Origin of the sequence: Chrysiogenes arsenatis DSM 11915, from assembly GCF_000469585.1 — a bacterium.
Taxonomy (GTDB): Bacteria; Chrysiogenota; Chrysiogenetes; order Chrysiogenales; family Chrysiogenaceae; genus Chrysiogenes; species Chrysiogenes arsenatis.
This window is the reverse complement of sequence record NZ_AWNK01000001.1, coordinates 301,087-318,255: the sequence shown is the minus strand read 5'-3', so window position 1 is coordinate 318,255 and position 17,169 is coordinate 301,087. Positions and strand designations below refer to the sequence as shown.

The 17,169-nt window shown below is 50.9% G+C and carries 21 protein-coding genes and 3 tRNA genes; 17 read left to right on the top strand and 7 right to left on the bottom strand.

The window, feature by feature from the left end:
* The first annotated feature begins 8 nt into the window (after window positions 1–8).
* Genes P304_RS13410 through P304_RS0101430 form a run of 6 tightly spaced genes read left to right on the top strand, consistent with a single transcriptional unit; the run spans window position 9 to window position 5,783 of the window.
* The gene (locus tag P304_RS13410) at window positions 9–2,807 is read left to right on the top strand and encodes a monovalent cation/H+ antiporter subunit A (RefSeq protein WP_034763500.1); all 2,799 of its coding nucleotides are present in this window, start codon (window positions 9–11) and stop codon (window positions 2,805–2,807) included.
* Window positions 2,807–3,142: a Na+/H+ antiporter subunit C gene (locus P304_RS0101450; RefSeq protein WP_027389097.1), complete on the top strand. Its 336-nt coding sequence runs from the start codon at window positions 2,807–2,809 to the stop codon at window positions 3,140–3,142. The genes P304_RS13410 and P304_RS0101450 overlap by 1 nt, the downstream gene beginning before the upstream one ends.
* Complete coding sequence (locus P304_RS13405) at window positions 3,142–4,713, top strand: monovalent cation/H+ antiporter subunit D (RefSeq protein ID WP_051321318.1); 1,572 nt, start codon at window positions 3,142–3,144, stop codon at window positions 4,711–4,713. Before P304_RS0101450 ends, P304_RS13405 begins: the two co-directional genes overlap by 1 nt.
* A complete protein-coding gene (locus tag P304_RS0101440; RefSeq protein WP_027389096.1) occupies window positions 4,710–5,207 on the top strand; it encodes a Na+/H+ antiporter subunit E in 498 nt (165 codons plus the stop codon). Before P304_RS13405 ends, P304_RS0101440 begins: the two co-directional genes overlap by 4 nt.
* A complete protein-coding gene (locus P304_RS0101435; RefSeq protein ID WP_027389095.1) occupies window positions 5,201–5,470 on the top strand; it encodes a K+/H+ antiporter subunit F in 270 nt (89 codons plus the stop codon). The genes P304_RS0101440 and P304_RS0101435 overlap by 7 nt, the downstream gene beginning before the upstream one ends.
* Before the next feature lie 10 nt (window positions 5,471–5,480).
* Window positions 5,481–5,783, top strand: a complete 303-nt coding sequence (locus P304_RS0101430) for a Na+/H+ antiporter subunit G (RefSeq protein ID WP_034763498.1) — start codon at window positions 5,481–5,483, stop codon at window positions 5,781–5,783.
* A 70-nt stretch (window positions 5,784–5,853) separates the two neighbouring features.
* On the opposite strand, the gene murB is transcribed toward P304_RS0101430, so the two are convergent.
* The 7 genes from murB to P304_RS0101395 form a co-directional block, all read right to left on the bottom strand.
* On the bottom strand, window positions 5,854–6,699 hold the full coding sequence (murB, locus tag P304_RS0101425) for a UDP-N-acetylmuramate dehydrogenase (protein ID WP_027389093.1): 846 nt from the start codon (window positions 6,697–6,699) through the stop codon (window positions 5,854–5,856).
* Window positions 6,696–8,066: a UDP-N-acetylmuramate--L-alanine ligase gene (murC, locus tag P304_RS0101420; RefSeq protein WP_027389092.1), complete on the bottom strand. Its 1,371-nt coding sequence runs from the start codon at window positions 8,064–8,066 to the stop codon at window positions 6,696–6,698. Before murC ends, murB begins: the two co-directional genes overlap by 4 nt.
* Window positions 8,067–8,070: 4 nt before the next feature.
* On the bottom strand, window positions 8,071–8,565 hold the full coding sequence (locus P304_RS15850; RefSeq protein ID WP_051321300.1) for a GNAT family N-acetyltransferase: 495 nt from the start codon (window positions 8,563–8,565) through the stop codon (window positions 8,071–8,073).
* An 81-nt stretch (window positions 8,566–8,646) separates the two neighbouring features.
* Window positions 8,647–8,904 carry a 30S ribosomal protein S18 gene (gene rpsR, locus P304_RS0101410; protein ID WP_027389091.1) on the bottom strand — a complete coding sequence of 86 codons (258 nt, stop codon included), beginning with the start codon at window positions 8,902–8,904 and terminating at the stop codon, window positions 8,647–8,649.
* Between the two features lie 21 nt (window positions 8,905–8,925).
* Window positions 8,926–9,378 (bottom strand): single-stranded DNA-binding protein, encoded by a 453-nt coding sequence (gene ssb / locus P304_RS0101405; RefSeq protein WP_027389090.1) that lies wholly within the window; start codon window positions 9,376–9,378, stop codon window positions 8,926–8,928.
* A complete protein-coding gene (gene rpsF / locus P304_RS13395) occupies window positions 9,378–9,818 on the bottom strand; it encodes a 30S ribosomal protein S6 (protein WP_051321299.1) in 441 nt (146 codons plus the stop codon). The genes ssb and rpsF overlap by 1 nt, the downstream gene beginning before the upstream one ends.
* An 81-nt stretch (window positions 9,819–9,899) precedes the next feature.
* Complete coding sequence (locus P304_RS0101395) at window positions 9,900–10,166, bottom strand: hypothetical protein (RefSeq protein WP_027389089.1); 267 nt, start codon at window positions 10,164–10,166, stop codon at window positions 9,900–9,902.
* 140 nt (window positions 10,167–10,306) lie between these two features.
* Here P304_RS0101395 and crcB point away from each other — a divergent pair, with 140 nt between their 5' ends.
* The 11 genes from crcB to hflX all read left to right on the top strand — a co-directional run bounded on the left by crcB (window position 10,307) and on the right by hflX (window position 17,065).
* Window positions 10,307–10,693 (top strand): fluoride efflux transporter CrcB, encoded by a 387-nt coding sequence (gene crcB, locus P304_RS0101390; RefSeq protein WP_027389088.1) that lies wholly within the window; start codon window positions 10,307–10,309, stop codon window positions 10,691–10,693.
* Window positions 10,694–10,750: 57 nt separating this feature from the next.
* On the top strand, window positions 10,751–11,206 hold the full coding sequence (gene rpiB, locus P304_RS0101385) for a ribose 5-phosphate isomerase B (protein ID WP_027389087.1): 456 nt from the start codon (window positions 10,751–10,753) through the stop codon (window positions 11,204–11,206).
* A complete protein-coding gene (locus tag P304_RS0101380; RefSeq protein ID WP_027389086.1) occupies window positions 11,203–12,423 on the top strand; it encodes a bifunctional 3,4-dihydroxy-2-butanone-4-phosphate synthase/GTP cyclohydrolase II in 1,221 nt (406 codons plus the stop codon). The genes rpiB and P304_RS0101380 overlap by 4 nt, the downstream gene beginning before the upstream one ends.
* 38 nt (window positions 12,424–12,461) lie before the next feature.
* Complete coding sequence (locus P304_RS0101375) at window positions 12,462–13,640, top strand: HD-GYP domain-containing protein (protein ID WP_027389085.1); 1,179 nt, start codon at window positions 12,462–12,464, stop codon at window positions 13,638–13,640.
* A 38-nt stretch (window positions 13,641–13,678) separates the two neighbouring features.
* A complete protein-coding gene (locus P304_RS0101370; protein WP_051321298.1) occupies window positions 13,679–14,194 on the top strand; it encodes a chemotaxis protein CheW in 516 nt (171 codons plus the stop codon).
* A 31-nt stretch (window positions 14,195–14,225) separates the two neighbouring features.
* Window positions 14,226–15,140: an ATP-binding protein gene (locus tag P304_RS15845; protein ID WP_027389083.1), complete on the top strand. Its 915-nt coding sequence runs from the start codon at window positions 14,226–14,228 to the stop codon at window positions 15,138–15,140.
* Between the two features lie 3 nt (window positions 15,141–15,143).
* Complete coding sequence (locus P304_RS0101360) at window positions 15,144–15,329, top strand: hypothetical protein (RefSeq protein ID WP_027389082.1); 186 nt, start codon at window positions 15,144–15,146, stop codon at window positions 15,327–15,329.
* Window positions 15,330–15,418: 89 nt separating this feature from the next.
* A tRNA-Thr gene (locus P304_RS0101355) sits at window positions 15,419–15,493 on the top strand.
* A gap of 27 nt (window positions 15,494–15,520) precedes the next feature.
* Window positions 15,521–15,605, top strand: a tRNA-Tyr gene (locus P304_RS0101350).
* Window positions 15,606–15,614: 9 nt separating this feature from the next.
* Window positions 15,615–15,691 (top strand) — tRNA-Gly (locus P304_RS0101345).
* 78 nt (window positions 15,692–15,769) lie between these two features.
* Window positions 15,770–17,065 carry a ribosome rescue GTPase HflX gene (gene hflX, locus P304_RS0101340; RefSeq protein ID WP_027389081.1) on the top strand — a complete coding sequence of 432 codons (1,296 nt, stop codon included), beginning with the start codon at window positions 15,770–15,772 and terminating at the stop codon, window positions 17,063–17,065.
* Window positions 17,066–17,169 lie beyond the last annotated feature (104 nt).

Sequence of the window (17,169 nt, the reverse complement as noted above, 5' to 3'; positions counted from 1 at the left end):
GGATGCCTATGACAACTCTTCCTCTTATCCCGTTGCTCCCATTGCTGGGGGCGATTATTCCGGCGTTTTTCCAAAACCGGAATGCAAATGCGCTAAGTGCAGGCGCGATTGCCGCTACATCGTTATTGCTTTTGTTGGGACAGGCGCCAGTGGTCTTTCAAGGTGCCATGCCGATTGCGAGTTGGAGCTGGATTCCAGCGATTGGCCTGAACTTTGCCTTTCGCGTCAGCGGATTTGGTTTCATGTTTGCCTTTTTGATCCTCTTTATTGGTTTACTGATTGTGCTCTATGCGCGCTACTATTTGAGCGCCAGTGATCCGATGGGTCGCTTCTACTGTTATCTACTCTTTTTTATGGGTTCGATGCTTGGGATTGTTCTGTCCGAGAATCTTCTTTTGCTGATGATGTTCTGGGAATTAACGAGTATTAGTTCTTTTCTATTGATTGGATTTTGGAGCTACCGCACGGATGCTCGCGAAGGGGCGCGTATGGCGCTCGTAATTACTGGTGGCGGTGGGCTTGCGATGTTGGCTGGGTTTTTGGTGCTGGGTAATATCGTAGGGAGTTTCGAACTCAGCGATATTTTGGCATCAAAAGAGTTGATTCAGTCACACCCACATTACTTAATGATGTTGATATTGGTGCTTCTCGGGGCGTTTACCAAATCAGCACAGTTCCCCTTCCAGTTCTGGTTACCGCACGCGATGGCCGCACCGACTCCAGTCAGTGCTTATCTTCATTCCGCAACGATGGTAAAAGCTGGCGTCTTTTTGCTGGCCTTACTGTTCCCTGTACTCGCGGGAACACCGGAATGGTTCTTTATTGTGACCCCAGTCGGCTTGATTACCCTGATGTTCGCTGCGCATATGGCGCTCTTTAAGGATGACCTTAAAGGGTTATTGGCTTACTCGACGGTGAGTCACTTAGGGCTTATCACGCTTCTCTTCGGCCTTGGAAGTCCACTAGCCGCATTCACGGCTGTTTTTCATATTTTGAATCACGCGAGCTTCAAAGCAGGTCTTTTCATGCTGGCGGGGATTATTGATCACGAAACAGGCACGCGCGATATGAAAAAGCTGGCAGGTCTTTGGAAGTACATGCCGCTAACCGGAACGCTCACTATGATTGGGTGTGCGTCGATGGCGGGCGTGCCGCTCTTTAACGGATTTTTGAGTAAAGAGATGTTCCTTGCTGAAACATTGATGCCGAACTTCTTTGGTTCACTGAGTTGGATTGTGCCACTCGGGGCAACATTGGCAGCCGTTTTTGCGGTTGCCTACTCGATTCGCATGGTGCACGACGTGTTCTTTAACGGTGTGGCGCATGATTTGCCCAAGAAACCACATGAGCCGCCCCATGGTATGCGTTTGCCTGCTGAAATATTGATGGTAGTATGTATTGCCGTTGGTATTTTCCCTGCCGCGTTAGCTGGGCCGATGGTGAATGTTGCTGCTGGCAGTATTCTTGGTGCTGACCTACCCGACTATCATATTGCAATCTGGCACGGCCTGAATATGGCACTATTGCTGAGTGTTGTCGCTCTTGTTGGCGGTGCGCTCCTGTACTGGCAAAAAGCCAAGGCGTTCGACGCACATGCGTGGTTCATTACCCGTTGTGATGGAAAAAATAACTTTGAAGTAATTATTGCAAACATAATTCGTGCCGCTCGGGCGGTGACGGCAACGCTTGAAAATGGTTCGCTGCAACGCTATTTGGCACTTTTTGTCGGCGCAGCGATTGTGCTTGGATTTAGCCCTTTCCTTGGCGATTCGGCGCCATTCCTTGGCGATGTACCTATGACGTCTGTCGATCTAGCCACGCTGGTGATGGCTGCTATTCTTGCTATCTGCGCGGTTGCGACGGTGGTATTTCACCGCCAGCGCATTGTTGCTCTGATTATGCTCAGCGCCGTCGGCTTGATCGTTTCGCTTGCCTTTGTCCGTTTTTCGGCACCAGACCTAGCATTGACGCAGCTTTCAGTCGAAGTGGTTTCGATTATCCTTCTGTTGAAGGCGCTGCATTATTTGCCGCGCACAACGCCGGTTGAGTCATCTTCGACTCGTCGTTGGCGTGATATTGTGCTTTCACTCGTCGCTGGTGGTGGGATTACAGCGCTCATGATGGCGTTCTTGACCCGTCCGTACGATACTATTGCTGGATTCTTCTTGGAAAACAGCGTGCCGGGTGGTGGCGGAACAAACGTGGTCAACGTTATTCTGGTCGACTTCCGGGGATTTGATACGATGGGCGAAATCACGGTGCTGGCGATGGCGGCGCTCGGTATTTACGCGTTACTCCATGGAATGCGCATCTCCGGCCCAGAGCAGGATGATGCTGGCAGAGAGTGGAGTAAGGATCGCTTCCCGATGATTCTCGCTACACTGACTCGACCGATTTTGCCGCTCGCGCTGCTGTTTTCCGTCTATATCTTCCTGCGCGGCCATAACGAGCCTGGCGGAGGGTTTATTGCGGGACTGATTACCGCGTGTGTGTTGATTCTGCAATATATCGCCAGCGGTTCTGATTGGACTCGCGCCCGTTTGAAATTTGATAATCACGTGATCATGGCGTGGGGATTGATGATTGCGGCGTTCACGGGGCTGGCGAGTTGGATTTTTGGACACCCATTCCTGACCAGTACCTTCACGTACTTAACTTGGCCCATTGTGGGCAAGTTTGAGGTGGCCAGTGCCATTGCCTTCGACCTTGGGGTGTATTTAACCGTTATCGGGTGTATTATGGTGGTGCTGGTGAAGTTGGGAGCGATCGGTCGCGCGAATCCCGCTGGAATGGAAGGGGGGCGTTAATGGAATTGTTAGTCTCGCTTTGTATAGGCCTGTTGGTGGCATGCGGTGTCTATTTGATGCTCCGTGCGCGCACGTATCCGGTCATCGTGGGTCTTTCGCTACTCGGGTATGCCGTGAACTTATTCCTGTTTCTGACGGGGCGTCTTGCGACAAATCTTCCGGCAGTCATTCAAAAGGGTCAAGTTGCGGAATATACCGACCCGTTGCCGCAAGCGTTAGTGTTAACGGCCATTGTTATTGGCTTTGGGATGGTGGCGTACGTCGTGACCCTTGCAATCAAGGCACAAGCGGAAACAGGGAATGATCACGTTGATGGTAAGGAGAACACGTTATGATAAACCATTTGATAATTTTACCGCTCGTTTTGCCGCTCTTGCTGGGCGCGGTCATGACGATTTGCGCCAAGCAATCAATACAGTGGCATCGTTCGCTCGGGTTGCTCGGAACGGCGGCGTTGGTGGTCATTACGTTGGCACTCTTTGTACAAGCAATTTCTGGGCCGATTCAGGTGTATGTATTGGGGAACTGGCTTCCGCCATTCGGTATTGTCCTTGTGTTGGATCGCTTAAGCGCTTTAATGATTTTGATGACGTCGATTCTGGCATTCGTTGCCTTACTGTATGCGACACGCGGTGGAGATACGTTAGGAGTTAACTTTCATGCTCTCTTTCAGTTTCAACTTCTTGGAATTGGCGGAGCGTTTCTGACAGGGGATATTTTCAACCTCTTTGTTTTCTTTGAAATTATGTTGCTGGCGTCGTACGCGTTGCTCCTCCACGGCGGTGGCAAAAAACGTACCTCGGCGGGATTACATTACGTAGTGCTCAATCTCTTAGGGTCAAGTCTATTTCTGATTGGCGTCGGGGTGCTGTATAGTGTGCTTGGCAGCTTGAATATGGCTGACCTTGCGCTTCGCATCGGTATGGCGAGCGAAGAAAACCGTGCGCTCTTGATGGCCAGCGCTTTGATTCTCTTTACGGTGTTTGCTTTGAAGGCGGCGCTCTTGCCACTTTATTTCTGGCTTCCGAGTGCCTATGGTACGACAAGCGCACCGGTTGCGGCACTCTTTGCGATTATGACCAAAGTTGGGATTTACGTTATTCTGCGCGTCTACACCCTTATCTTCGGAGAACATGCCGGTGTCGTCGCTGGCGTTATCGACCCTTGGTTGATTCCGGTGGCACTCATCACCTTGATTCTGGGGGCTATTGGCGCACTTGCCAGTCGCGATTTGCGGACGACTATTGCGTACCTTGTAGTGGTGTCGGTAGGAACGCTCTTGGCGGTAATAGGTACGTTTGATCAGGCTGCTATCGCCGCTGCGATCGTATATCTGCCGCATACCACCTTTGTCACCGCAGGGATGTTCTTGATTGCCGATATGATTCAACAGCAGCGTTTAACCGAGCGAAGCGGGTTACGCCCTGACTTGCCAGTAGCGCAACCCCGTTTACTCGGTTTGTTGTTCTTTGCGGGCGCCGTTGCAATCGCAGGGCTGCCACCATTGAGCGGGTTTGTGGCGAAAGCGATGATGTTGATTGCGGTTCAATCGCATCTGGCCGCTCCGTGGATTTGGGCGATTATTTTGGTGGCAGGCTTGTTCGGACTGATTGCTATCGGGCGTGCGGGAAGTGTCATTTTCTGGAAAATACTCCCCTTCGACGAGGGTGGCAAAGACGGCTATACCAAAGTCCCATACGCCGATGCGCCGCGTTTTAGTGCAGGGTATGCCGCTCCCGCTCTAGTATTAATTATTATCAGTCCTCTGTTGGTGATTTTTGCAGGAGCGCTGAGTGAGTTTGCTACGGTTACGGCGGCGCAGATTATGAACCCACTAGAGTATATCCGTGCGGTGCTTGGAAATGACGCTAACTTTGCTGTTGCGACTCTTGGAGGTGCATCATGAAAAACCGTCTGTTACCCCACCCATCGCTGACCATTGCGCTTACACTTTTATGGTTGCTCCTCGTAAACTCGCTCGATATGGGAAATATTGTTTTGGGGATTATCCTTGGTCTTGTGATCCCGTGGTTTACCGATCGCTTCTGGCGAGAGCGCCCGAAAATTGTGAATTACCCGCTCCTGTTCCGATTTTTCTTGGGAACATTCTTGTACGATGTGATTGTGTCGAATTTTACCGTGGTACGGCTTATTTTGAAGCCGGATATTTCTACGCTTCAACCCGGATTTATCGAAATTCCGCTGGATACGTCTGACTCTCTGGTCATATCAATTCTGGCGAGTGTTATATCGTTGACGCCCGGGACGGTCTCTTCTGACGTGAGCGAAGATCGCACCATGCTGCTCGTGCATAACCTGCATGTGCCTGATAAACAAGCGGCTATTGATGGGATTAAGAGTCGCTACGAAGCAACGTTGAAGGAGATATTCGGATGCTAGCGTATTCAATCATTATCGCGCAGGTGCTTTTGACGGTTGCACAGTTGTTAAACTTGTATCGCTTGATTAAAGGGCCAGGGATGACAGACCGGATTTTAGCGCTCGATACTATGTACATCAATGCAATTGCGATGCTTTTACTGTTTGGGATCACCTTTAACTCTGCCGCATATTTTGAAGCTGGTTTGATTATAGCGGTGATGGGTTTTATTAGTACCGTTGCCGCGGGTCGATACCTGCTACGCGGTCGGATCGTGGAATAAAGGGGTGGGTATGTTTGGAGAAATACTACTGTCAGCGCTGATAATCTTTGGCGCCTTTTTCGCCTTAGCGGGATCGATTGGCCTGTACCGTTTGCGGGATTTTTTCACGCGTCTGCATGGACCAACGAAGGCGACGACCCTTGGTGTCGGGAGTATTGCGCTCGCGTCAGCGCTTTATTTCAGCTGGTATGGTTCCGGGGTGAGTGTGCACGAAGTGCTGATCATCCTGTTCTTATTCATTACTGCGCCGATCAGTGCACATATTCTTGCAAAAGCTTCACTGCATCGCAAAGAGGCTGATCCGAAGAGTTGATGACGAAAGGCAAAAGCGGTAGTTGGCCTTGGCTGACTACCGCTTTTTTTATGCAGAAAACATGGGTTGCTTACTCCCATCCATTTTGCCCAAGGAAACGGACTTCACGGCTGAGGGGAATCTGGAATCGTTCGTTGACGGCTGCTGCCATGACTTCCGAAAGTTCACGATACTCATCGGGATTGGCGTGATGGGGGGCGCTATTCACAATGAAATTGGCGTGCACTTCGCTGACCTTCATGGCACCGATGCTCTTTCCTTTCAACCCACATTCATCAAGTAGTTTCGCACTGCTGTAGGTTTCGCCATTTTTGAAGTTTGAGCCCAGTGTTGGTTCGGTATAGGGCTGTGTGGCTTTCTTGAGGCTCAGTTTTTCCTGATAGATCGCCATGTCGTCGCGCTGTAGGGTAATATCAAAAGCGGCGCGTACCACGGGATGTGCCAGCGAACTTTGGCGATAGGCAAAAGTAAGTGCGGCTTTCTCGCGACGAACGAGTGTGCCATGCTCAAGGCACTCGACCCAAAGTAAACGGTCGGAAATCGTTGTGCCAAAACAGCCCGCATTCATCATCAGCGCGCCACCAACCGTGCCGGGAATGCCGGCGAGTGCGGCGAATCCGCCATAGCCCCGCTTCGTCAGCGCGCTCGCCAAGGGCGGTAGCGCCACTCCAGCGTCAACAAGGGCTATCGTGCCGTTCTCTTCCCAGTGGCGCAACTCTCGGGTGACGATCAGTGCGTGTGTGCCGCTCGCAAGGAGGAGCGTATTTGATCCGCCACCCAGAATCGGCACATCGGGATGGGCGGTGACGACTTCGCCAAACTCCTCGGGCGATTCTGGCAGATACAGGATGCCGACCACGCCACCAGCTTTCAGGGTGGTGTAATGGGAAAAAGGGACATCGTAGAGTGTTTTCATGGTGTGACTGGTGGCACCAATGCACTGCACACTTGGTTGATGTTGCCTGCGCCCAGCGTAATCATAATCCCATCCTCGCCATGCTGCTCCCGCAAATAGTCTGCAATTTCGTCGATACTCGGAATGTGGCGTACGGATTTATGGCCGCGGGCTTGAATATCGAGGGCAATCTGATGCGAGTTTAGTCCGGCAATCGGTGCTTCGCCAGCAGGATAAATGTCGGCGACGATTACTTCATCTGCATGGTAGAACGATTTGGTGAATTCTTCGTAGAGCGACTGTACGCGGCTGTAGCGGTGCGGTTGGAAAATAGCGATCACTTTTCCGGTGTAGCTATCGCGCGCGGCTTGCAAGACGGCGGTAATTTCGGTTGGGTGGTGTCCATAATCATCGACCACGGCAAAACCGTTGCGGTGCCCAACAATTTCAAAGCGGCGATGGACGCCGCCAAAGTTGGCGATGGAACGGGCGATGGCCTCGGGTGCCATACCGCATTCGATCGCAATACCAATGACCGGCAGCGAATTGAGCACGTTATGCATGCCGGGCAGGGCTTGCGTAAAGCGACCGATCTCTTCGCCTTTATAGTTAACGCTGTAGTGGTACTTTCCGTCGATGCGTTCGATTTTAACGGCCTGAATATCGGCATTGGCATTCAGACCATAGGTCATAAAAGGTTTTTCAATGAGTGGCAGTAAGCCCTGAATATGTTCGTCGTCGAGACAGACGAAACTCATGCCAAAGAAAGGGGTTTTGTTGATAAATTGCAGAAAGGCTTGCTTGATATTTTCCAGCGTGCCGTAGTGGTCAAGGTGTTCGTTGTCGATATTGGTGACCACCGAAATCGTTGGCGAGAGGTGGAGGAAAGAGCCGTCTGATTCGTCTGCTTCCGCAACAATCAGCTTCCCTTGGCCAAGTTTAGCATTGCTTTTAATCATATTGAGGCGACCGCCGATAACTACGGTCGGGTCAAGGTTGGCGTCGGTCAGGACGGTCGCCGCGAGGCTGGTCGTCGTCGTTTTGCCGTGCGCGCCTGCTATCAGAATGCCGTATTTCATCCGCATCAGTTCGGCGAGCATTTCCGCGCGTGGGATAACCGGAATACGGCGGCGGCGTGCTTCTTCCACTTCTGGGTTACCATTGTGAATCGCACTGGAGATCACTACGACGTCAATATCAGCAATGTTTTCACGGTGATGCCCTTCGTAGAGTACGGCACCCAGTGATTCCAAGCGGCGCGTAATGACAGAGGCGCGAATATCAGAGCCGGAGATACGGTAGCCAAGGTTGATCAGCACTTCGGCAATGCCGCTCATGCCGATACCGCCAATGCCGACAAAGTGGATACGATTCTTTTTGCTAAACATTGCGTCATGACCTCATAGGTGAAATGGTTTGTTCGAGCAGTATGTTATACGGAATAAATCCCATTTTTTGGTAAAATTTTACGGCGCCACTGTTGTCATAGGAAGCCTCAACGCATACGCGCGTAGCGCCACTGCTGCGCGCCCACGCTAAAAAGTGTTCGACCAGTTGTTCGCCAATGGCGCGGCCACGCCACGCTGGATCAACGAACATGCTTTCAAGTTCGGCAACCTGTGAAATGGTGCGATAGGAGTGCGCTTCGCGCATCACAGCGGTAAGAAAGCCCACGGTTTTCCCATCGACTTCGGCCATGAAGGCCACCCCTTCGGCGCCGCTGGCGCGGTCGCGAAAATACTCGGTTGCTTCTTCACTCTCTGGCCACTTGGCATTGAGTGTTTCATCAAAATTCGCATCATAGGCGATCAGTGCTTCGTCAAACGCTTTCAGGGCGGCAAAATCATCAAGTGTGGCGCGTCTGGTCGTAATCTGTGGCGTGCTCATATATCCCTCACAAGCAAGCGGCTCATACGCAAAACGGCGGCTTGCATGATGCAGGCCGCCGTATAGGTGCGAGTGCGTGAATTAAAATTCAGCGGTAAATGAAAGGAGCGCCATCATCCGCGAACGCTTAATTGCGGTCGAAAGAAGACGCTGGTGCTTCGCGCACGTGCCAGTCATGCGACGTGGCTTAATTTTGCTGCGTTCGGTGATAAACCCGCGCAGACGTTTGCTGTCTTTATAGTCAATGTAGTCTATCTTTTCAGCACAGAACGGACATACTTTTTTGCGGCGCGTAAAACGGCGCTTTTGAAAACGGCGAGGACGTGCTTCTGCAGTCATGTACAGTACTCCTTGAGTTTCTTAAAACGGAATATCGTCGTCGGGAATGTCAACTGGTGGCATAGTTCCTTTGGAACGTGATGCGGGAGCGGCAGCTGGGCTTTCCTGAGCGTACTCATTGCTGTACCCTTCGCCATCGCTATTTCCGCCACCGCCACGACCGGTGCGGATGAATTGAACGGTTTCTGCAACCACTTCATGTTTCCCACGTTTCTGGCCGGATTGTTTGTCTTCCCACGTGCGATAGGTTAAGCGCCCTTCGATAAGAACGCTTGACCCTTTGGTCAAGTATTTTGCGCAGTTTTCCGCTGGTTTGTTCCAGACGGTCACATCAATAAACATCGTTTCGTTTTCAACACGGGGGTTGTTTACGGCGAGGCCGAGAGTAGTAACAGCGGCACCCGATGGGATAAAGCGCAGTTCAGGATCACGGGTTAAGTTGCCGAGCAACACCACCTTGTTAAAACTTGACATTATTGTGCCTCTTGCGGTGCTTCCTCAGCGGCGGCTTCTGCGGCAACTGGCTCTTGAGTTTCTACGCTCTGAGTCTCTTCTTCAAGACGGGCAGCACGGGCTTTTGCGCGAGCTTCAACGGCGTCAGCCGCTTTCTTCATCGCTTCAAGCGCGTCTTTTTCCAGCTTCACAACAATGTGACGCATTACTTCGTCGGAAATTTTAAAAATCCGCTCGATTTCGTCGATCATTGCCGATTGGCCATCTACATGATACATCAGGTAGTGTCCGTAGCTCTTCTTCTGGATGGGGTACGCGAGTTTCTTCTTGCCCCAATTCTCAAACTTGTCGATTTTTCCTTCAAAGCGGGCGATGATATCATCAATCCGGGCGATGTAGGCTTTGAGTTCATCTTCGCCTAGCTCTGGCTGGGCGATGAACATGACTTCGTACTTGCGCATGTTCGCGATAAATCCTCCTCTCGGGTTATAGCCGGTGCACTCACGGCACCAGCGAGGACAGTAGTCCAAAGCGCGGTATATTCAGGTATTGCTATGTGGCTTGTCAAGGAGATTTTTCAGACGGTAACGGCTGCCGATAATCTGCCCGCAAATGCTGAGTGCTAAAAAGAGCGGAATATAGAGCCACTCGACGCCATAAAAAATACGCAATGCCGCGACAAATGGGATGGGAGCATGAATAACCAGCAACCACTGGAAGGAAAACTTTCGGAATTGTGGGCGGATATAGCCGAGTGGAAGATTCACCAAAAAAGCAAAGATCGCAATGAAAAGAATGGTAAGCGTCACCGAGTATAGCTCCGAGGTATAAAATCTGCACACATTACTCTACAATAAAGCGCTCTCTACTGCAGACCTACCGTGCTTTTGATTTGCCGACAATATCACCTTCGTGATAAGAAACAAAAGCGTTTTATCTTGGAGGCTGCATGCTCAAGGTTTTTTCCGTTGCCGCTGGCGGCGCTCTTGGCGCTCTGAGTCGCTTTTATCTGGGCTCACTGGTAACACGCCTTGCTGGAAGTGCGTTCCCCTTAGGGACGCTGCTGATCAATGTCAGTGGGTCGTTTTTCATTGGCGCTATCTTTATTTTTTTTTATGATAAGGGGCTTGTGTCCAACGAACTTCGACTCGCGGTAGCGGTCGGCTTCTTGGGTGCTTTTACGACGTTTAGCACGTTTAGTTTAGAAACACTGGTACTCTGGCGCGATGGGCTATGGGGACTCGCTTTCCTCAATATACTGGCCAACATTGTGCTTTCACTTGGGGCGTGTGCGCTGGGAATTTGGATGGCACGACTCATACTCGGAAATAGTTAACGGAGCAGTTACTGCTCAATATACATTTTGGATTGATACTCTCAAATGGAGGCCATTTTGAAAATAGCAGTTGGTTGTGATCACGCCGGATTTATTTTGAAAAACACCCTTCTCGCGACGCTGCAACGTCATGGTGTTGAAGTTATTGATATGGGTACCCACTCGGATAATCGAGTTGATTATCCCGACTATGCCGCAAAGGTAAGCCAAGCGGTAGTTCAGGGCGACGCCGCTCGCGGCGTACTGATTTGCGGTAGTGGTATTGGTATGAGCATCGCAGCGAATAAGTTTCCAGGCATTCGCGCTACGTTGGTCAATGATTTGTATTCGGCACGGTTTTGCCGCGAACATAACGACTCCAACGTGCTGTGCCTTGCTGGTCGTTTAATCGGAATTGATTTAGCTGATGCGATTATTTCTACTTGGTTGACGACTACCTTTGAAGGTGGAAGGCACGCCGAGCGGCTTTCAAAAATCGCTCTTTTTGATGGCAGTGCGGGGAGAGTACGATGAGCGGAAATCAGCAACGCTTTGATTCGATTGTCGACGCTATAAACGATATCCGCCAAGGGAAAATGGTCATTCTTGTTGACGATGAAGACCGTGAAAACGAAGGCGATCTCGTGTGTGCCGCAGATAAAGTGACCCCAGAAATTATCAATTTTATGGCGACTCATGGGCGTGGCCTGATTTGCCTTTCGCTCACGGAACAAAAGTGCGACGAGCTCAAACTTCGTCCAATGGCAGACGACAATGATTGCCGCTTTGGTACTGCATTCATGACTTCGATCGAAGCCAAACATGGTGTGACTACGGGGATCAGTGCTAGCGACCGTGCCAGAACTATCTTGGCCGCTGTTGATCCCCAGTGCAAACCAAACGATCTGGCGCGTCCGGGGCACATGTTCCCACTTCGCGCTCGGAACGGCGGCGTTTTGCAGCGGACAGGGCAGACGGAAGGGAGTGTTGATCTCGCCCGTCTGGCTGGCTTGACACCGGCTGGCGTTATCTGTGAAATCATGAAAGATGATGGCACAATGGCGCGCTACCCTGAATTGCGCGAATTTGCCGATCGCTTTGATATGAAACTGGTCACCATTAAAGACCTTATTTCCTACCGTGTCCATGTCATGAAAGAATTTTCTGTTGAACGGATTGCCACAGCGAACCTTCCAACCTCTCATGGCGGTGACTTTAGCCTCGTCGGGTATCGTTCGAAAATCGATGGTACGGAACACGTTGCGCTGATTAAAGGCGATGTGGCGGGAATAGACCCGGTATTAGTCCGTGTGCACTCGCAATGTTTGACTGGCGATGTGTTCGGATCGCTCCGTTGTGATTGTGGCAATCAACTGCAAGAAGCGATGAAAATCATCGATAAAGCTGGCAAAGGGGTTATCCTGTACCTGTTTCAAGAAGGTCGCGGCATCGGGTTGATGAATAAAATCCGTGCTTATCATTTGCAAGACGAAGGATACGATACCGTAGAGGCCAACGAAGCCCTCGGCTTCCCCGACGATTTGCGCGATTACGGCATGGGTGCGCAGATAATTGCCGATCTTGGTATTCGCCGTATTCGCCTGATGACCAATAATCCACGAAAAATCATTGGTCTAGCGGGTTACGGCCTAGAGGTATCTGAGCGGGTGCCTATGCAGACTGGCTCATGCGAACACAATGAACGATATCTTGGCACCAAAAAAGACAAACTCGGACACATACTCGGATAACAGCGCTTTTGCTGAACGACAATTGAGGGTGAAAGCACATGCGTAAAATGCCGATTCAAAACATTCTTCCCGGGATGAAAACAGCCTGTCCTGTAGTGACTGACGGCGATAGTATGCTGATCGGCGCCGGATATGTGCTCACGCCAAAAAATATTGAACGCCTTGTCGATATGAAACTCAATTGGGTGATGGTTGACGATCCGTTAACGGCGGGCATTGAGCCTACGGAACCATTGCGCGACAGCGTTCGTCGCGACTTACAGAAAAAAATGACGAAATTAGTCGATGAAGTTCGCAAAGCAACTCCGCGCCCGCCAGAATCGACGTGGAGTGACTATTGTGCGCAGTTTCGCGGCCAACCATTGCCAGCGATAGCCATCGAGTTGGCCGAATATATCGCACTTACTGCACAACGGGAAATAGAGCAAGACAGCAAAAAAGTCATAGCGTACATGCCCGCCGCCTCGGAAGAACTTTACTTGGTTGACCATGCGCTCGACGTGATGTGTTTAAGTATTATGCTGGCGCAGGCGGCTGGATTGACCGGGAAAGAAATAGGTGAACTCGCCCTTGGTGCACTGCTGCATGACGTTGCGCTCTTCTTTTTACCCGTTCCTGAAAAGCATGATGGCGCTAGCGAAGGTGAGTTTTACGACACGGGAGCCCTCAAAGAGGAACATACTACCGTGGGGTACGATATTTTGCGCAAAACACCGCGTGTCGGGATATTAAGCACGATAGTGGCGTATCAGCACCATGAGTATCAGGACGGAAGGGGATTTCCGCAGGGAATTACCGGCAGCAATAAAATCCTCCGTGGCAAGGAACTTATGCAATCGAAAGGGATAATACATCCTTATGCTGAGATATGTGCGCTTGTTGATACGTTTGTAACCCTTACCAGCGACTCTCGTAATCGCATTCCCTTGCCGTTTGATAAGGGACTCGATATGATTATGCGATTGGCGGGGACGCGGCTGAATATGGAGCTGGTTCGTCTCTTTTTGGGGCATGCGCCACGTTATCCGCTGGGAAGCGAAGTTATCGTCCAAAATGGTCACTATAGCGGCAGCCGTGCCATCGTCGCACAGATATCGCACTATGCGCTCAATCGCCCTATAGTAAAACTACTCGAAGATGAATCGCAAACGCGCTATGTTCAGGAAATAACCATTGATCTTGAAGCCAACCCCTCCGTATTAGTGCGGGGAGTCTGATCCTTCTCATAAGGTAGAAGAACGCCAAGGAGTCCATTATGTCAAAGACAGCCGCATCGCCGTCACCAGAGACTGCTCTCCACGATGCCGGTGAGCATGTAAGCGAAGAGATGGTTCAGTTTGTCAGCTTTCTGGTTGAAGATGAAGAGTACATGATCGATATCAGATTGGTGCGGGAGATTATAAAAAAAGTAAAAATAACGACGCTCCCTAAAAGCTCCTCCTTTATTGAGGGGATACTTGATTTGCGAGGCGCGATTATTCCTATCGTCAATCTGCGCCGCAAACTTGGCCTTCTAAAAGCTGACATGCAGGGAAAAGAAGGGAATATTGTCATTGTCGAAAATAAAGGGAAATTTATCGGATTGATTGTCGATGCGGTTCGTGAAGTAGTAAGAGTAAAAGCAAAACAGATTGAATTGAAGCCTACCATCGCCCGTGCTGAGCGTGAATATGTTTCTGGAATCTGTCAATACGGCGACCGCCTGTTGATTCTGCTTGCCATTGACCGCCTGTTTAGTGCCGACGAAATGGAGATGTTTGCCAACTTGTAGTCGCCGCCGGTAAACGCAAGGAGTTTCCGCAGTGTATCACCGTTCCGTACTCTACATCCGCGATAGCGATTGGAACCACGACGCGCAGGCGCTTAACTGCTCTTTAGAGCAGGCGGGCTACGTTGTGCACTCCGTGACCTACGCCGAAGGCTACGATTCCTTTCTCAGCAATATGCAGGACATTGTCGTCCTCGAAATGCACCTCAGTGAAGAGCAAGGGTGGGACATCGTCCGTAAAATCCATAAGACAGCTCCGCAAGCGCCTGTTGTTATCCTCTCGCATCAAGGGTCTGAAACGCGACTATTGACCGCCATTGAGTGTGGCGTCAGCCAGTTTTTCCCGAGCCCCATAGAGCAGAAAAAACTCGTCGATGCCCTCAATAGCCTTGCCGAAGGGGTCATGCACAGCTTTGCCACGAGCCTTGCGCTACGGACACTCCATCAGGAACGGAAAGTTTTTTGGCTGAATAATACTGTCGAATCTGCCACAGGTGCGCTGAATACCATTATCCCGACCCTCAACGTGCACTGTTCGCCCAAAGTAGCATGTGAAATCCGTATGGCCGTTTTTGAAATCCTGCTCAATGCCATTGAACACGGCAACCTTGGGATCGGATATCAAGAAAAACTCGACTCTATCGGAAGCGATACCTATCATGATCTCCTTCGTGCCAAGCAGCAGGAAAACATCGCCAAACGAGTTTATTTTGAATATATCTTCGACGACAATCAATTCACATTTATTATTGAAGACAGTGGCCATGGATTTGATCTGAAATCGGTCCCAAATCCACGCGACACAGAAAACCTACTCAACTTCTCCGGACGTGGCATTTTGATGGCGTTTTTCTATATGGATTCTGTGCAGTATAACGAAAAAGGGAACCGCGTGACCCTAGCTCGTCATGCCGATAGAATCACCACTATTCCTGAATCGAAAGGATAACGTATGACGCAAACCTGTACGACCTGTGCATGGCGTGGCGGCTGTAATAAGAAGTTTTCCATTGCCGACCCCTCCCGTTGCGTGGACTATGCGCGCGATGTTTCTTTGCCGGCGACGACTACGGCTCCAGAAGGGTCAGTTAAAGTAAATGCGGAAAAATCAGAGAAAACAGAGGATAAGATGAAATAAAACGTGTTAGATTGTATTTAATCGCCATTAAACGAGATTGCATGTTGCAGGCGATTTCCCTATATTCCCTCCCCGTTGCACGGCAAAGGGCTGGTGTGGCTCAACGGTAGAGCAGCTGATTTGTAATCAGCGGGTTGGGGGTTCGATTCCCTTCACCAGCTCCATTTTTTGCTCTTTCAACAACCGAATAGGGGGAGATTCCCGAGTGGCTAAAGGGAACAGACTGTAAATCTGTCGTCATCGACTTCGGAGGTTCGAATCCTCCTCTCCCCACCATTTTTTCTTGCGGGAGTAGCTCAGTTGGCTAGAGCATCAGCCTTCCAAGCTGAGGGTCGCGGGTTCGAGCCCCGTTTCCCGCTCCAAGAAAAACCTGACAGCGGACTCTTTCATTGGAGTCCGCTTTTTGCGTATTTTAACCGCAACGATGCGAAAGGAACGATATGTTCGACCGGGTCGCCTCTGGCGAGAAAGCATTGATAGTCCACGTTGAGTTTACGAACTCCCTTCGCCATGAGCAAGACGATCCGCGCGAGTGCATGCTTTTGGCAGAATCTGCGGGTGGCGAAGTGCAGGCCGTGCTGCGAGCCCATCGCCCATCGCCTGACGCAAAGTTCTTTGTTGGCACCGGAAAAGCCGAAGAAATAGCTGAGTTTGTGCGTAACAACGGTACCGAAATTATCATCTTTAATCACATCCTTTCGCCGTCCCAAGAACGGAATTTAGAGAAGCTCTGCGAGTGCCGCGTGATCGATCGCACGGGACTCATTCTCGACATCTTTGCCCAGCGGGCTCGTTCGTTTGAAGGGAAACTTCAGGTTGAACTCGCGCAACTGCGCTATGTCTCTACCCGTCTGATACGCGGTTGGACGCACCTTGAGCGCCAGCGCGGTGGCATTGGGATGCGTGGCCCAGGTGAAACTCAGCTGGAAACCGACCGTCGCTTAATTAAAGTGCGAATTGCCAACATTCTCGGACGACTCGAAAAAGTCGCCCAACAGCGCGAGCTGGGTCGTGCGCACCGTGCGAAAAGCGATATCGCCTCCATCTCGCTGGTCGGATACACCAATGCCGGAAAATCGACTCTCTTTAATCACCTGACCGGTGCGGATGTCTTTGCGGAAGATCAACTCTTCGCCACGCTCGATACGACCATGCGGCGCATTGCCCTACCACAAGGGACAGAAGCTGTCATTGCTGACACCGTTGGCTTTGTCCGCCACCTGCCGCACGCCCTTGTTGCCGCCTTCCGTTCTACCCTCAAAGAAACGCGCGAAGCGACCCTTTTGCTGCACGTCATTGACGCCGCCGAAGACGACCGCGACGTGCAAAAGCAGCACGTACTGGAAGTGCTCCGTGAAATCAAGGCGGATGAAGTGCCAATGCTCGAAGTGTATAATAAAGTTGATCGACTGCTCGGGAACGTGCCGCGCATCGAATATGACATTGATGGCGTCACCCCCGTGCGCGTGTGGCTGTCGGCACTCACTGGAGCCGGATGCGACTTGTTGATGCAGGCCATCGCCCTACGCCTACGCCCGGCAACACGCAACGTTACGCTGATGCTCCCGCCACATTACGGGAAGCTTCGCAGCATACTGTACCGTGAACGGCTGGTAAAAAGTGAAATAGTGCAGGATGATGGAATTGCGAAACTCGAAATTGATGTTGCCCAAGACGTGTGGGATGGCATGATTCGTCAGCACCCGGAACTGCTCTCCTTTTGCGTCTCAGCGTGAAAAGAAACAAAAGAACATCACGCAGAGGCACGGAGGCCGCAGAGGGAACTATTCGTAGTCTCTCTATGGTAAATACACAAACCGAGATTCGCGATTTAATTGCA

Excerpts from the sequence above, each read along its gene's own strand:
- murB (WP_027389093.1), bottom strand. The coding sequence starts at position 6,699 with ATGAAAACACTCTACGATGTCCCTTTTTCCCATTACACCACCCTGAAA.
- hflX (WP_027389081.1), top strand. The coding sequence starts at position 15,770 with ATGTTCGACCGGGTCGCCTCTGGCGAGAAAGCATTGATAGTCCACGTT.
- P304_RS15850 (WP_051321300.1), bottom strand. The coding sequence starts at position 8,565 with ATGAGCACGCCACAGATTACGACCAGACGCGCCACACTTGATGATTTT.
- P304_RS0101360 (WP_027389082.1), top strand. The coding sequence starts at position 15,144 with ATGACGCAAACCTGTACGACCTGTGCATGGCGTGGCGGCTGTAATAAG.
- rpsF (WP_051321299.1), bottom strand. The coding sequence starts at position 9,818 with ATGCGCAAGTACGAAGTCATGTTCATCGCCCAGCCAGAGCTAGGCGAA.
- P304_RS0101435 (WP_027389095.1), top strand. The coding sequence starts at position 5,201 with ATGCTAGCGTATTCAATCATTATCGCGCAGGTGCTTTTGACGGTTGCA.
- P304_RS0101430 (WP_034763498.1), top strand. The coding sequence starts at position 5,481 with ATGTTTGGAGAAATACTACTGTCAGCGCTGATAATCTTTGGCGCCTTT.
- murC (WP_027389092.1), bottom strand. The coding sequence starts at position 8,066 with ATGTTTAGCAAAAAGAATCGTATCCACTTTGTCGGCATTGGCGGTATC.
- P304_RS13410 (WP_034763500.1), top strand. The coding sequence starts at position 9 with ATGACAACTCTTCCTCTTATCCCGTTGCTCCCATTGCTGGGGGCGATT.
- P304_RS0101370 (WP_051321298.1), top strand. The coding sequence starts at position 13,679 with ATGTCAAAGACAGCCGCATCGCCGTCACCAGAGACTGCTCTCCACGAT.
- crcB (WP_027389088.1), top strand. The coding sequence starts at position 10,307 with ATGCTCAAGGTTTTTTCCGTTGCCGCTGGCGGCGCTCTTGGCGCTCTG.
- P304_RS0101380 (WP_027389086.1), top strand. The coding sequence starts at position 11,203 with ATGAGCGGAAATCAGCAACGCTTTGATTCGATTGTCGACGCTATAAAC.
- ssb (WP_027389090.1), bottom strand. The coding sequence starts at position 9,378 with ATGTCAAGTTTTAACAAGGTGGTGTTGCTCGGCAACTTAACCCGTGAT.
- P304_RS0101450 (WP_027389097.1), top strand. The coding sequence starts at position 2,807 with ATGGAATTGTTAGTCTCGCTTTGTATAGGCCTGTTGGTGGCATGCGGT.
- P304_RS0101375 (WP_027389085.1), top strand. The coding sequence starts at position 12,462 with ATGCGTAAAATGCCGATTCAAAACATTCTTCCCGGGATGAAAACAGCC.
- rpsR (WP_027389091.1), bottom strand. The coding sequence starts at position 8,904 with ATGACTGCAGAAGCACGTCCTCGCCGTTTTCAAAAGCGCCGTTTTACG.
- P304_RS0101440 (WP_027389096.1), top strand. The coding sequence starts at position 4,710 with ATGAAAAACCGTCTGTTACCCCACCCATCGCTGACCATTGCGCTTACA.